At 72.1% G+C, this 13,432-nt stretch carries 12 protein-coding genes; 6 read left to right on the plus strand and 6 right to left on the minus strand.

Annotated features, from left to right (window positions below; genetic code table 11):
- Positions 1–2 precede the first annotated feature (2 nt).
- The 3 genes from ACZ5VQ_RS26445 to lnt all read right to left on the minus strand — a co-directional run bounded on the left by ACZ5VQ_RS26445 (position 3) and on the right by lnt (position 3,028).
- Positions 3–803, minus strand: a complete 801-nt coding sequence (locus tag ACZ5VQ_RS26445) for a 3-hydroxybutyrate dehydrogenase (RefSeq protein ID WP_469107043.1) — start codon at positions 801–803, stop codon at positions 3–5.
- Between the two features lie 60 nt (positions 804–863).
- Positions 864–1,337, minus strand: coding sequence for an NUDIX hydrolase (locus ACZ5VQ_RS26450; RefSeq protein WP_469107044.1), 474 nt, complete (start codon positions 1,335–1,337; stop codon positions 864–866).
- Positions 1,338–1,414: 77 nt separating this feature from the next.
- Entirely contained in the window at positions 1,415–3,028 is a 1,614-nt protein-coding gene (gene lnt, locus ACZ5VQ_RS26455; protein ID WP_469107045.1) for an apolipoprotein N-acyltransferase, read from the minus strand.
- A 223-nt stretch (positions 3,029–3,251) separates the two neighbouring features.
- Between lnt and ACZ5VQ_RS26460 the strand changes: the two genes are divergently transcribed.
- Complete coding sequence (locus ACZ5VQ_RS26460) at positions 3,252–4,325, plus strand: O-antigen ligase family protein (protein ID WP_469107251.1); 1,074 nt, start codon at positions 3,252–3,254, stop codon at positions 4,323–4,325.
- A 79-nt stretch (positions 4,326–4,404) separates the two neighbouring features.
- Here ACZ5VQ_RS26460 and ACZ5VQ_RS26465 read toward each other — a convergent pair whose 3' ends face one another.
- Together ACZ5VQ_RS26465 and ACZ5VQ_RS26470 are read right to left on the minus strand one after the other, a co-directional pair.
- Complete coding sequence (locus tag ACZ5VQ_RS26465) at positions 4,405–4,962, minus strand: hypothetical protein (RefSeq protein ID WP_469107046.1); 558 nt, start codon at positions 4,960–4,962, stop codon at positions 4,405–4,407.
- A 96-nt stretch (positions 4,963–5,058) separates the two neighbouring features.
- Entirely contained in the window at positions 5,059–5,844 is a 786-nt protein-coding gene (locus ACZ5VQ_RS26470; RefSeq protein ID WP_469107047.1) for a glutamate racemase, read from the minus strand.
- Positions 5,845–5,902: 58 nt separating this feature from the next.
- Here ACZ5VQ_RS26470 and ACZ5VQ_RS26475 point away from each other — a divergent pair, with 58 nt between their 5' ends.
- Positions 5,903–7,090 (plus strand): glycosyltransferase, encoded by a 1,188-nt coding sequence (locus ACZ5VQ_RS26475; RefSeq protein WP_469107048.1) that lies wholly within the window; start codon positions 5,903–5,905, stop codon positions 7,088–7,090.
- Positions 7,091–7,123: 33 nt separating this feature from the next.
- Here the strand turns inward: ACZ5VQ_RS26475 and ACZ5VQ_RS26480 are convergent, their stop codons facing one another.
- The gene (locus ACZ5VQ_RS26480; protein ID WP_469107049.1) at positions 7,124–8,431 is read right to left on the minus strand and encodes a TerD family protein; all 1,308 of its coding nucleotides are present in this window, start codon (positions 8,429–8,431) and stop codon (positions 7,124–7,126) included.
- Between the two features lie 294 nt (positions 8,432–8,725).
- On the opposite strand from ACZ5VQ_RS26480, the gene ACZ5VQ_RS26485 reads away from it, so the two are divergent.
- The 4 genes from ACZ5VQ_RS26485 to ACZ5VQ_RS26500 all read left to right on the plus strand — a co-directional run bounded on the left by ACZ5VQ_RS26485 (position 8,726) and on the right by ACZ5VQ_RS26500 (position 13,410).
- The gene (locus ACZ5VQ_RS26485; protein ID WP_200400282.1) at positions 8,726–9,160 is read left to right on the plus strand and encodes a DUF6643 family protein; all 435 of its coding nucleotides are present in this window, start codon (positions 8,726–8,728) and stop codon (positions 9,158–9,160) included.
- Between the two features lie 45 nt (positions 9,161–9,205).
- Positions 9,206–10,030, plus strand: a complete 825-nt coding sequence (locus tag ACZ5VQ_RS26490) for an MOSC domain-containing protein (protein WP_469107050.1) — start codon at positions 9,206–9,208, stop codon at positions 10,028–10,030.
- A gap of 161 nt (positions 10,031–10,191) precedes the next feature.
- Positions 10,192–10,797 (plus strand): Rv1733c family protein, encoded by a 606-nt coding sequence (locus ACZ5VQ_RS26495; protein ID WP_362068851.1) that lies wholly within the window; start codon positions 10,192–10,194, stop codon positions 10,795–10,797.
- A gap of 177 nt (positions 10,798–10,974) precedes the next feature.
- Positions 10,975–13,410 carry a right-handed parallel beta-helix repeat-containing protein gene (locus ACZ5VQ_RS26500; protein WP_469107051.1) on the plus strand — a complete coding sequence of 812 codons (2,436 nt, stop codon included), beginning with the start codon at positions 10,975–10,977 and terminating at the stop codon, positions 13,408–13,410.
- Positions 13,411–13,432 lie beyond the last annotated feature (22 nt).

A 13,432-nucleotide genomic window follows, 5' to 3' on the forward strand; every position in this document is an offset into this window, starting at 1 on the left:
GCTCAGTGCGCGGTCCAGCCGCCGTCGAGGACCAGTGAGGTCCCGGTGACGAAGGAGGCGGCCGGGCCGCACAGGTACGCCACGGCCTCGGCGACCTCGTACGGTTCGATGAGGCGCTTGACCGCGCTGTCCTGCAGCAGGATCTCGCCGAGCACCCGCTCCTCGGGGATGCCGTGGGCGGCGGCCTGGTCGGCGAGCTGCTTCTCGACCAGCAGGGTGCGCACATAGGCGGGGTTCACACAGTTCGAGGTGACGCCGTGGGGGGCGCCTTCCAGGGCCGCGGTCTTGGAGAGGCCCTCCAGACCGTGTTTCGCCGCCACATACGCCGACTTGAAGGCGGAGGCACGGAGCCCGTGTACGGACGACACGTTGACGATGCGGCCCCAGCCCTGCCCGTACATGTGCGGGAGTGCCCCCCGGATCAGCCGGAACGGGGCCTCCAGCATCACGGTCAGCACGGTGTGGAAGGTGTCGGGCGGGAACTCCTCGATGGGGCGCACCAGCTGGAGCCCGGCGTTGTTGACGAGGATGTCGGTGCCCGCCGCGGCGGACTCCGCGGCGTCCAGGTCGGTGAGGTCGAGGACGTGCGGTTCGACCGTGCCCGCGAGGCCGCGGGCCTGTTCGGTGAGGGTGTCCAGTCCCCCGGCGTCCCGGTCGACCGCCCGTACCTTGGCCCCGGCCGCGGCGAGCCGCAGTGCGCAGGCTCGGCCGATGCCACCCGCGGCGCCGGTGACGAGGGCGGTACGGCCGCCGAGGTCGGGGGACGGGGCGTGGGTGCCTGCGAGGGCGCTGGGCGCGGTCATGCCCCGACCCTAGGCAGCGTCCACGCCCCGACCGATGTGGCTGCAACCCACACTTCGCGCTCAGGGCATGGGTTCGAACCACGTGGGCTCGTCGGACAGCGCCTGCTTGATCCGGAACAGACCGTGCTCGGTCAGCTCCGGAAGCGCGTCCACGTCGAACCAGCCCACCTCCAGCGACTCGTCGTCGTTGACACGGGCCTCACCGCCGACGGCCCGGCACCGGATGGTGATGTCCATGAACTGGCAGATGTCGCCGTTCGGGTACGTGATCGGCGTCAGGGCCTGTACGAGCACGACGCGCTCAGCGACGCACCGGACGCCCGTCTCCTCGTACACCTCCCGCACGGCACAGACCGCGGGCTGCTCCCCCGGGTCCGTCATTCCGGCGATGACGGCCCACTTGCCGGTGTCGGCCCGGCGTCCCAGCAGCACTCTGCCCTCGTCGTCGAAGACGACGGCGGTGACTCCGGGGAGCCAGAGCAGTTGTTGGCCGGCGGTGGCCCGGATCGTACGAATGAAGTCAGGAGTAGCCATGGGCCGACCCTAACGGCCCGGTTCCGTCGGCTCGGCGCATTCCGGACGCGTACGGGCAGCTCACCACCGGCGTACGGCTACGCGGCACCTGCGCGTCGTCCGCGCACCCCGGCCGTCACGGCCCAGCCGAGGCCGCCCGCGGCGATCAGCACCAAGAGCATTTCCGGCGCGATTCCGACCCGCGTGGCAGGCGTCTCGGAGGAGCGCAGCGGCACCTTCTGGACGAGGGAGTCCGCCACGAACATGCCGGTCCGCTGGGTGATCCTCCCGTCCGGCATGATCACGGCGCTGACGCCGCTGGTCACCGGGACGGTGACGGTACGGCTGTGCTCGACTGCACGGATCCGGGACATCGCGAGCTGCTGGTATGTCATCTCGCTGCGGTCGAACGTGGCGTTGTTGCTCGGCACGGAGATCATCTGCGCGCCATGCGTGACGGTGTCGCGCACGGCCCAGTCGAAGGCGGCTTCGTAGCAGGTGGCGAGGCCGACCTGGGTGCCCGCCATGGTGAACACGCCGGGCTCGGTGCCGCGGCTGAAGTCCTGGCGGACCATGGAGGTCCAGTTGTCGTTGATGGCTCCGATGAGCGACCGCATGGGGAGGTACTCGCCGAACGGCTGGACCTGCCGCTTGTCGTAGGTGGCACCGGGGCCCTTCTGCGGGTCCCAGAGGATCTGCTCGTTGTAGAGCTTGCCGTTCTTCTCTACGACGCCGCCGACCGAGATGGGCGCGCCGATCGCCCTGGCCGCCTTGTCGATCACGGCGTAGGCGTCGGGGTTGCGGAACGGGTCGATGTCGGAGGAGTTCTCCGGCCACAGCACGAAATCGGGCTGGGCGACCTTGCCCGCCTTGATCTGCGCGGCGAGGCGCTCGGTCTCCCGGGCGTGGTAGTCGAGGACGGCGCGCCGCTGGGAGTTGAAGTCGAGGCCCGCGCGCGGCACGTTGCCCTGGATGACGGCGACGGTCGCCGTGCCGTTCTCGGCCTTGTCGCTGACCAGGGGCTTCGCGGCGAAGGCACCGAGCACGGGGAGGAGGAAGCTGAGCAGGGCCACCGCGGCGGCCCCGCGACGCACGACACCCGTGCGCCGCGTCTCGACGGCCAGGCGCACGATCTCGTACAGGCCGAAGCCGCACAGGACGACGGCGAATCCGAGCACCGGGGTGCCGCCCAGCGCGGCGAGCGGCAGGAAGACGCCGTCCGCCTGGCCGAAGGCGATCTTGCCCCAGGGGAAGCCGCCGAACGGGGCACGCGCGCGTGCCGCCTCGCCGGCGATCCACAGGGCGGCGGCCCACAGGGGCCGGCCGGGCAGCTTCGACACGGCCGCGATGCCGGCGCCGACGAGCGCGACGTACACCGCCTCGATGACGACCAGCGCGATCCACGGCCCGGGCCCGACCTCCACGCCGGTCCACACGAGCAGGGGCAGCAGGAAGCCGAGACCGAAGAGGTAGCCGAGACCGAGGCCCGCCTTCCAGGTGCGGCCGCGCAGCAACCAGCCGAAAACCGCGAAGGCCGGCAGTGCCAGCCACCACAGCGTGCGTGGCGGGAAGCTGACGTAGAGCAGCACTCCGGAGAGTGCCGCGGTGGCGGCCGGAGCGAGCCGCCGCATCAGCCGGACCACGCGCGAAACGGGCCGGGCCTGCGGTTCGAGCTGTTCCGGCTCGTCTACGGAGGTTGCTGTGACGGTCACCCCCGGAGTGTACGGCGGGTGGTCACGGCGCCGACAGCGCGGCCCTGGTCACCTGCCGGGGCACTCCCCTCCCACCTGCTGCATCGTTTCTGCGCAACTCGTCCACAAACCGGCGCATCACCCGTTACGGTGTGCCGGAGCCTCTGACGTACGGGCCGTGGCAGGCCGGCCGGGCGGTCGGGGCCCTTCACAGGCCGGGGGCGACGGGGTGGGGTCCACAGGAATGGCGTCGGCGGCCGGTCCGGCGTCGGCGCACGAGAGACGCAGCGCGTCGGACGCGACGGGCGTGGTCGTGCTGGGAGCCTGCGCGGCCTGGTCCCTGATCACGGCCGCGGCACACGGCGGACGCCCCGAAGGCGTACTCCTCGCGGTGCTCGCCGTCGCCGCCGGTTACGCCTCGGGGCGGATCTGCGGAGAGCTTCTGCCGGTCGCCGCGCCCTGCGCGGGCGCGCTCGCCGGGCTCGGCCTGGCGGTGGCCTCCCCGCACACCACTCAGGGCCCCCAGGTGATCTCGCCGCTCGGGCAGACCGGTGCCACCGCCGCGCTGCTGGCCCTCTCCGCGGGGTCCGCTTGCTGCGCGGCCTGGGCGGCCCGTCCGCCGGGACTGCGGCTCGTGTTCCGTCTGCTGGCCGCCGGTATCGCGGCGACCGCGGCCGTCCTGGGGTCGACGTCGGGCTTCGCGGCCTGTCTGGCCGTGCTGCTGTGCTCCCTGGCCGCCGACCGTATGCGACGCCGTGGCCTGGGGCTCGGCGGCCTCGCGCTGGCCGCGGTCCTGGTGACCGGGGCGACCTGGGCGGTGGCCGAGAACGTGCTTCCGGACGGTCTCACCACGTCTCTGGAGGGACAGCTCACACAGCACCGCGTGCTGCTGTGGCAGGACGCGCTCGACATGACCGGCCGAGAGCCGGGGCTGGGCGTGGGGCCCGGTCGGTTCTCCGAACTGAGCCCGACCGTCACGCAGTCGCTGCTGCCCGACGGCAAACCCCATTCGGCACCCTTCCAGCAGGCGGCCGAACAGGGCGTGGTCGGCGTGGCCCTGCTGGCGGCGGTGTTCTGCTGGGTCCTGTACGCCCTGTGGCGGTCGCCGCGCCCGACGCCGGTCGTGCTCACGGCAGGTGCGGCTCTGACGGCACTGGCCGCGATCGCCGCGGTCGGCAACGCGCTGAGCTTCACCACGGTGACGGCGGGCGCGGGCCTGCTCGCGGGCCTCGCCACGGCACGTCCCATGCTCGAAGAGGCGCCGCAGAACGCGATGGAGCCCGGTGGACACGCCCGAAAGGACCCGCTGTCCCCGTGAGGTCCGCGGGAAGCCGAACCCCTTGCCGCGGAACGCCGGACCCCTTTTCGCAGTCAGCGGGGCGGCATCGGCTCCGCGATCAGCGGGTCGGGCCCGAGGCGGCCGCCTTCAGCCGGCGACGGATGTCCCGTACCGCCGCTTCCGCGTTGTCCACCGTGATCGTGAACGTATGGCCGTCGCCCAGCCGGAGCACCAGGCCCTCACCGCGGCGGACCACCACGGCGGTCCCCTGCTCGGGTCGCCAGCGGTAGCCCCAGCCGCCCCACTGCCGGGGCGTCACCCGGGGCGCGAAGTCGGCGCCGATGATGTGCGACAGCGGGATGCGGCGGCGCGGGAGGCCCATGTGGCCGCAGCGCACCTCCAGGCAGTCCTTGTCGACCTTCACGGCGACATGCACGAACGCGAGGGTTCCGAAGAGCACCAGGAGTCCAGCGGCGATGCAGCCGACCACGGACATGACGAGGGGGGCGATGCCGGACGTCCAGGTGGAGTCGACGGCAAGCTCGATACCGAGCGCCAGACAGGCGGCGCCACCGCTCGCGAGCAGCCACTGCACACGATTGGAAGCGCGGCCGTGCCAGACCTCGGGGTGCGGGGCGTCGGCAGCGCCCGATTCGCCGTGGGGGTGGTCCCTCATGCCTGAGAGCGTACTCAGGTTCCGCGGTGCGGGCACCAGGTTGCGGGCTGTTACTGCTCCGGGTGGACGCCAAGTGTCCGCTTCGCGGCGGGCGGCTCAGCGGGCGGGGCTCATCGCCTGCAGCAGACGGCCCTCGTCGTACGTCAACGCGGTCTCGGGCAGCGTCCCCTCGCGTCCGCCGAGCAACACGGTGAGGCTGCCGTGCGCGGGCGCGTCCGGGGCCGGGTGCTCGCCGATCCGGCGCAGCGCCTGGGCGGCCACCGCGCCCGCGGAGCCGTGGAGGACGAGCGGGGCGACCCCGGGCCGTTGCACGGCCGCACGGATCCGCTCGGCGACCAGTTCGTAATGGGTGCAGCCCAGGACGACGGCCCTTACATCGTCAGGGGTACGTGCCGCGGCCGCGGCGATGGCGGCGTCGATGCCCGCCCGGTCCGCGTGCTCCACGGCGTCGGCCAGTCCGGGGCAGGGCACTTCGGTGACGGTCACACCATCGGCGAACTCCCGGATGAGGTCGCGCTGGTAGGGGCTGCCCGTGGTGGCGGGCGTCGCCCAGATCGCGACGGGTCCACCGCCCGCAGCGGCCGGCTTGATCGCAGGGACCGTGCCGATGACCGGCACCCCCGGCTCAAGGCGGGCGCGCAGCGCGGGCAGGGCGCGCACGGAGGCGGTGTTGCAGGCGACGATCAGGGCGTCGGGCCGGTACGCGGCGGCCGCCTCGGCGACGGCGAGGGCGCGGGCGGTCACGTCCTCGGGTGTGCGGGGTCCCCACGGCATGCTGCCGGGGTCCGAGGAGAGAACGAGCTCCGCGTCGGCCCGCAGACGACGTACCGCGGTGGCCGCCGCGAGCAGTCCGATTCCGGAGTCCATGAGCGCGATCTTCACCCGGTCACCATAGACGATCCGCCTCGGCGGGCCGCCGGGGTGGGGCAGACTGCGACGGGTGAGCGCCCTTGTGTGGACCGCCGTCGGATCACTCGCCGCCTGGCTGTGGCTGCTCCTTGGCCAGGGCTTCTTCTGGCGTACGGACATGCGGTTGCCGCCGCGCCGGGAGCCGGACGGCTGGCCGTCCGTGTGTGTCGTCGTACCGGCGCGGGACGAGGCCGCCGTGCTGCCGGACAGCCTGCCCTCGCTCCTCGCGCAGGACTATCCGGGGCGGGCCGAGATCTTCCTGGTGGACGACGGCAGTTCGGACGGCACCGGGGAGCTGGCCCGTGAACTGGCGCGGCTGCACGGCGGGCTGCCGCTCACCGTCTCCTCGCCCGGGGAGCCGCCCGCGGGCTGGACCGGCAAACTCTGGGCCGTACGCCACGGCATCGGTCTGGCACGCGCGCGTGCACCCGAGTATCTGCTGCTGACGGACGCCGACATCGCGCACGCGCCGGACAGCCTCCGGGAGTTGGTGGCCGCGGCCCGTACCGGGGGCTTCGATCTCGTGTCCCAGATGGCCCGGCTGCGGGTGGAGAGTGTCTGGGAGCGGCTCGTGGTGCCCGCGTTCGTGTACTTCTTCGCCCAGCTGTATCCGTTCCGCTGGATCGCCGTGAAGGGGTCGCGGACCGCGGCCGCGGCAGGCGGCTGTGTCCTGCTGCGCACCGAGGCCGCCGAGCGGGCGCGGATTCCGGACGCCGTCCGGCACGCAGTGATCGACGACGTCGCGGTGGCCAGGGCGGTGAAGGGCTCCGGAGGGCACATCTGGCTGGGGCTCGCGGAACACGTCGACAGCGTGCGCCCCTACCCTCGGCTGCACGATCTGTGGCGGATGGTCTCGCGCAGCGCGTACGCCCAGTTGCGGCACAACCCGCTGGTGCTGGCCGGGACGGTGGCCGGTCTCGCGGTGGTGTATCTGGTGCCGCCCGTGGCGCTTTTCGCGGGCCTCGCGGCCGGCAGCGCCGGTGCCGCGGTGGCGGGCGGACTCGCGTGGCTGCTGATGACCCTGACGTACCTGCCGATGCTCCGGTACCACCGCCAGTCGCTGTGGCTCGCCCCGTCGCTCCCGGTCGCCGCGTTCCTGTACCTCCTCATGACGGTGGATTCCGCGGTGCAGCACTACAGGGGGCGCGGTGCGGCCTGGAAGGGCCGCACCTACACCCGCCCCGATACCCACCGCGACGCGGCGCCCGAGCAGCCCTGAGATGTCACGCCCGGCCCGGACGGCTCGCGCCGGTCACTTCCTGCCGGGCGTCCAGTTCATGCCCCACCCGTACGCGTAGTCGACGGTGCGCTGCGGGCTCACTCCGCGATCGGGGACGAGGAAGCGGGCCTCGCGCTGGACGACGAGGTCGCTGCCGGTGTTGGTGATGAGGGCGAGCGCGCACACCGTCGAGGGGACCGTGCACTCGCCGAGCGAGAAGTCGACGGGCGCGCCGTGCAGCGGCTGCAGGGTCACCGTCGCGTCCAGGTCCGCGAAGGAGCGCGCCCCTTCGTAGATGGTCACGAAGATGAGGACGCGGCGGAAGTTGCGTGTGTGGTCGAGGTTGATGCTGAGGTTCTCGCCGCTCGTCGAGGCCCCGGTGCGGTCGTCGCCGTCGAGATGGATGAACGGCGGCTGATGCAGGGCTCCGAAGGCGTTGCCCAGAGCCTGGACGACGCCCTTGCTTCCGTCGGAGAGCTCGTACAGGGCGCACAGGTCGAGGTCGAGGTCCGCGTGCATGGCGACGGCCCGGCCCAGCTTGGCCTGCCACCCCGAGAACTGCTTGCGCACCTGCCAGTTGAGGTTCACGCGCATCACACCGGAGGTGCCGCCCTGCTTGGTCAGCGAGACGGACGGGGCCTCCTTGGTGAGCGTGACCTTGGTCAGGCGTACCGGGGCCGTCGGAGGGGCGGGCGGTGCGGGTGGGGCGGGCGGCGGTGTCACCGGCGCGGCCGTGACCGGCGGGGCGGTGACCGGTGGGGCCACTGGGGCGGGCGGGGCCACGGGGGCCGGCGCCGCCTGCTGCGGTTCGTCCACCGAGATACCGAAGTCGGTGGCCAGTCCCGCGAGACCGCTGCTGTAGCCCTGTCCGACGGCGCGGAACTTCCAGGCGCCCTGGCGGCGGTAGAACTCCCCGAGCACGAAGGCCGTCTCGACACTCGCGCCCTCGCTGTCGAAGCGCGCGACCTCCGTCCCCTGCTGTGCGTCCACGACCCGGATGTAGAGGCCGGGCACCTGCCCGAACGTTCCGCCGTCCGAGGACGCGGCGAGCACCACCGTCTCGATCCCGGGCTCCACGCGCGCGAGGTCGACGAACAACGTGTCGTTCACCTGGCCGCCGGCACTCTGCTTGCCCTCGTGGCGGACCGCGCCGGAGGAGTGGTTCGCCTGGTTGTAGAAGACGAAGTCCCCGTCCGAGCGGACCTTCCCCGATGCCAGCAACAGGGCCGACGCGTCGGCGTCGGGCACACCCGGGCCTGCCCGCCAGCCCAGCTCGACACGCAGTCCGGTCGTCGGCACCGGAACGTTCGATCCCTTAGGCATTGACATGTCCGCCCCCATCGGGTGTCTCCGCGCACGACCGCGCCTGGTCACGTTCAGTTCATTCGGTTCGTTCAGCCGTTCTGCGCCAACCTAATCCCCCGAGCGGCGAACGCCCATCACCCGGTGCGGGAGATCAACGACCAACCCATGAGTAACCGGCCTGGAACTCGGCTTTTACATGAACTCAGTCCCGGCCGCCGCCCCTTTTCGCCAAGTTCGCTCGCATTGACGATCCCACGTCACGGCCGACACGGAAAACAACCCTCTTATCGGTCTCCCCAACCAGCACATCGTGGGCTTAACTTATGTGCCATGACCTCCCCCCGCTCCACCTATGGCGGCGGTTACTACTCCGCCTCCTTCCCGGACACTCCGATCTACGACTCTCTCGTGGCCGAGCGGGGAACCCCGCAGATCGCCCCGATCCGGGTCCCCGCGGCCTATGACACGGGCAGTCACCTGCCCGCGCTGCCGTCAGCACTGCCCGCACTGCCTGCCGCGCCCTCCCAGCAGGCTCCTTCGTACGCCTACCCGCAGGCCCAACAGCCCTCGCCGCTGCAACAGGCCGCGCCCTACATCCCTCAGCAGGCCGGTGCGCCGCGCGGCTACCCGGGCCAGCAGGCTCCCCAGCCGCAGCGTCCGATGGCGGGCGGTACGGGCTACGAGGCGATGCGCCCCGCCGCCCCGCGTCCCGCCCCGGCCCCGTACCAGGAGCCCTACAACAACCAGCAGTACCGCGGTTACTGAGGAAAATCGGCCGAGGTCGTCGGTGTCCGCTGGCACGATGACCTCATGTCGAAGTCGGTGCTGCACTCGATCCACGTCTATCCGCTGAAGGCGGCCGGGGGTCATGCCCTGCGTGAGGCCGTCGTGGAACCGTGGGGTCTGGCGGGTGACCGGCGCTGGGTGCTGATCGACGAGAACGACAAGGTCGTCACCCAACGTCCACAGCCGCGCATGGCGTTGTCCGCCGTCGAGCAAGGGCCCGACGGCGGTATTTTGCTGTCCGCGCCCGGCCGTGAGCCGCTCGCCGTCCGCGTGCCCGAGCCGACCGGGACGACGACGGTGGAGATCTGGAACGACAAGGTGGAGGGAGTCGCCGCCGACGCCTCGGCGCACGCCTGGTTCAGCGACTATCTCGGCATCGGGGTGCGTCTCGTACACCTGGACGACCCTGCCGTCCGCAGGCCCCTCGACCCGGCGTTCGCCCGGCCCGGCGAGACGGTCAGCTTCGCCGACGGCTATCCCCTGCTGCTCACCACGCTCGGCTCGCTCGACGCCCTCAACGCGCTGATCGCGCAGGGCGACCGGCCCGGCGAGGGCCCGCTGCCCATGAACCGCTTCCGGCCGAACGTGGTGGTCGAGGGCACCGCCCCCTGGGCCGAGGACGACTGGTCCCGGCTCGCCATCGGCGAGGTCACCTTCCGGGTCGCGAAGATGTGCGGGCGCTGCGTCGTGACCACCACCGACCAGAGCACCGCCGAGCGCGGCAGGGAGCCGCTGCGCACCCTCGCCCGCCACCGCCGGTTCGGCGACAAGCTGGTCTTCGGGCAGAATCTCGTGCCGGAGTCCCCCGGCTCGGTCCGCGTGGGCGATCCGGTCAGACTCCTCGAATAGACCCTCGCCGTGGGAACACCGACGCCCGGCATGCCCGTTGAGCCTGTGTGAGAAGTTCATGAGAGGCCGGGCGCGAGGGGTGACTTCGCTCTCTCTTCGCCGGCACCGCGCGTGAACGACTCCGAGGGGGGTTATCACGGACGCGGAAGGGGGTCGGAACGTTGCGGGCCATCAGGGGACTCTGGCGCTGGCGGCACAACCCGCTGCGGCGTACGACGGATCTCGCCGAGGCGTGGCTCGCGCTGGGGGCGCTGCTGCTGATCCTCGTCGCGGCACCCCTGGCCGGTGTCCTGATCGGCGGGCTCGCCCAGGACGCCCTGCAGCAGTCCGTGCGCGAGCAGCGGCTGGACCGCCATCCGGTGGTGGCGATCGTCGTCAAGAAGGCGGACCGCACCCCGCTCGACCCCGATCCGGAGACGTCCTCGGGGCGTGACTCGCACACCCGCGTCATCGCCGACTGGACGGCCCCCGACGGCACCGCGCGCCGCGACACGGTCATGGCCGCCCTGAACTCCCCGCAGCGCGGCGACCACTTCACGGTCTGGACGGACCTGCACGGCCGAATAGTCGGCCGGCCGCTCGACACCGCGACTGCGACGACACATGCCGCCCTGGCCGGATTCGGCACGGCCGTCGCCTGCGCGGGGCTCGTCGAGGGTTCCCGGCGGCTGGTGGTGTGGCGCATGGTGCGGCGCAGGTACGACCGCCTCGACCAGGCATGGTCGCAGGCAGGCCCGGACTGGGGCAGGACGGGCACGGGCAGCTGACGGCCTCGCCGCTCCGGTCAACCGGCCGGCTCCGCGCACGCTACGGTGGACCGGCCGAGATGTTCGGCACCGTCGTGAGAGGCTGTTCTCGTTCCCCGTGCGCGGAGTTGACGCGGCCGGGTGTCGGGAAGAGCCTCTCAGGACCCGCGTACGACGAGGTGGGGGCACAGCAGCGCCATGGCACAGGGCACGGTCCAGGTGACGCACACCGGTACGTCGCGGTGGCGGCGCCGCACGGGTGAGTACGCATCGCTCGCCGCCGCCCTGGAGGCCGCGGCCGACGGTGACGTCCTCACCGTCGCCGCCGGAACCTACCGGGAGAACCTCGTCGTCCAGCGGGCGGTGACGCTGCGCGGCCCCGAGGGCTCACCCGGTTCCGTGCGCATCGCTCCCGTCGACGGGGTACCGCTCACCGTGCGCGCCTCCGCCGTGGTCCAGGACCTGCTCGTGGAGGGCCAGGACTCGGCCGCGCCCGCCCTGCTCGTCGAGGAGGGCACACCCGAGCTGATGGACATCCGGATCGTCACCCGGTCCGCGGCCGGTATCGAGGTGCGCGGCGGCGCGCGTCCGACGGTGCGGCGCTGCACTGTCGACAACCCCGCGGGTGTCGGTATCGCCGTACTGGACGGCGGGGGCGGGGTGTTCGAGGAGTGCGAGGTCGTGGCGGCCGGCCAGTCGGGCGTCTCCGTGCGCGGCGGCGCCCATCCGCGTCTGGAGCGGTGCCGGATCCACCACACCTCGGGCGCCGGCCTGTCGGCGACGGGCGAGCAGTCCGCCCTCGAAGCCATCGGCTGCGAGGTGTACGAGGTCAGGGGCAGCGGAGTACAGGTCACCGCGCGGGCCACGGCACATCTCACCGACTGCGATGTGCACCGTACGACCGCGGACGGCATCACGCTCGACACGGACGCCGTCCTGACGCTCGCCGACTGCCGCATCCACGACATCCCGGAGAACGCGGTCGACCTGCGGTCCCGCTCGGTCCTCACCATGACCCGTTCCACCGTGCGGCAGTTCGGGCGCAACGGCCTGTCGGTCTGGGACCCGGGCACGCGCGTGGACGCCAACCAGTGCGAGATCCACGACAGTACGGGCGACTACCCCGCGGTGTGGGTCAGTGACGGCGCGACGGTCGTACTCGACTCCTGCCGGGTGCACGACGTGCCGGACGCCCTGTTCGTCCTGGACCGCGGTTCGCGCGCGGACGTCGTCGACAGCGACATCTCTCAAGTCCGCAACACCGCCGTGTCGGTGAGCGACGGCGCGACCGCGCAGCTCGACGACTGCCGGATCCGGGACGCCGCGACGGGCGCCTGGTTCCGCGACCACGGCAGCGGCGGCACGCTGAACGGCTGCACCGTGGACGGCACTCAGACGGGCGTGATCGTCACCAAGGGCGCCGACCCCACCATCGAGCGGTGCACGGTCACCTCACCCGCGGAGGCCGGTTTCTATGTGTCGGCGGGCGGCCGCGGCAGCTTCCACGGCTGCCGCGTCACGGACAGCGGCGGCTACGGCTTCCATGTGCTCGACGGCTGCCGTACGACGCTGAAGAAGTGCCGTACGGAGCGGTGTGCGCGCGGTGGTTACGAGTTCGCGGAGGCGGGCGGCGACCAGGCGTCCGGCACGGGTCCCGTGGTCGAGGACTGCACGAGCGACGAGAGCGCGGGGGTTCGGCCTCCGGCGCACGAGACCGCCATGCAGACCACGAGTCAGTCCCCCGGTCTGCTGGGAGCGATCCCGGGGCAGCGCATCACCGAGCAGGAGCCGCTCGTCGCTCCCCAGGAGCCCGAGCAGCCCGCGCGCTCGTCGACGGCCGTGCTCGGTGAACTGGACGCGCTGGTGGGCCTGGAGAGCGTCAAGCGCGAGGTGCGGGCCCTCACCGACATGATCGAGGTGGGCCGCCGCCGCCAGCAGGCGGGTCTGAAGGCGGCCTCGGCGCGACGCCATCTGGTCTTCACGGGCTCCCCGGGCACCGGCAAGACGACGGTCGGCCGGCTGTACGGCGAGATCCTGGCCTCGCTCGGTGTCCTGGAGAAGGGGCATCTCGTCGAGGTGTCCCGGGTGGACCTGGTCGGCGAGCACATCGGCTCCACGGCCATCCGCACTCAGGAGGCCTTCGACCGGGCCCGCGGCGGTGTGCTGTTCATCGACGAGGCGTACGCGCTCTCGCCGGAGGACTCGGGGCGCGACTTCGGCCGCGAGGCCATCGACACGCTCGTGAAGCTGATGGAGGACCACCGGGAGGCGGTGGTGGTGATCGTCGCGGGCTACACGGCCGAGATGGAGCGCTTCCTGACCGTCAATCCCGGTGTGGCGTCCCGGTTCTCACGGACCATCACCTTCGGCGACTACGACTCCGAGGAGTTGCTGCGGATCGTGGAGCAGCAGGCCGAGGAGCACGAGTACCGGATCGCGCCGGGTGCGGGCGAGGCGCTGATCAAGTACTTCACCGCGATCCCGAAGGGGCCCGCGTTCGGCAACGGCCGCACGGCGCGGCAGACGTTCGAGGCCATGGTGGAGCGGCACGCGGGGCGGGTCGCCCAGCTCCCCGAACCGAGCAAGGACGACCTCACCCTCCTGTACGCGGAGGACCTCCCGGAGCTCCCCTGAGGCCCTGCAGCATCGGCCGCCT

It is taken from the genome of Streptomyces sp. NPDC033178 (genome assembly GCF_055577685.1).

What these genes read in the sequence shown, in the direction of transcription:
- ACZ5VQ_RS26445 (WP_469107043.1), bottom strand. Translation starts at nt 803, where the DNA reads ATGACCGCGCCCAGCGCCCTCGCAGGCACCCACGCCCCGTCCCCCGAC.
- ACZ5VQ_RS26450 (WP_469107044.1), bottom strand. Translation starts at nt 1,337, where the DNA reads ATGGCTACTCCTGACTTCATTCGTACGATCCGGGCCACCGCCGGCCAA.
- ACZ5VQ_RS26460 (WP_469107251.1), top strand. Translation starts at nt 3,252, where the DNA reads ATGGCGTCGGCGGCCGGTCCGGCGTCGGCGCACGAGAGACGCAGCGCG.
- ACZ5VQ_RS26465 (WP_469107046.1), bottom strand. Translation starts at nt 4,962, where the DNA reads ATGAGGGACCACCCCCACGGCGAATCGGGCGCTGCCGACGCCCCGCAC.
- ACZ5VQ_RS26480 (WP_469107049.1), bottom strand. Translation starts at nt 8,431, where the DNA reads ATGGGGGCGGACATGTCAATGCCTAAGGGATCGAACGTTCCGGTGCCG.
- ACZ5VQ_RS26485 (WP_200400282.1), top strand. Translation starts at nt 8,726, where the DNA reads ATGACCTCCCCCCGCTCCACCTATGGCGGCGGTTACTACTCCGCCTCC.
- ACZ5VQ_RS26490 (WP_469107050.1), top strand. Translation starts at nt 9,206, where the DNA reads ATGTCGAAGTCGGTGCTGCACTCGATCCACGTCTATCCGCTGAAGGCG.
- ACZ5VQ_RS26500 (WP_469107051.1), top strand. Translation starts at nt 10,975, where the DNA reads ATGGCACAGGGCACGGTCCAGGTGACGCACACCGGTACGTCGCGGTGG.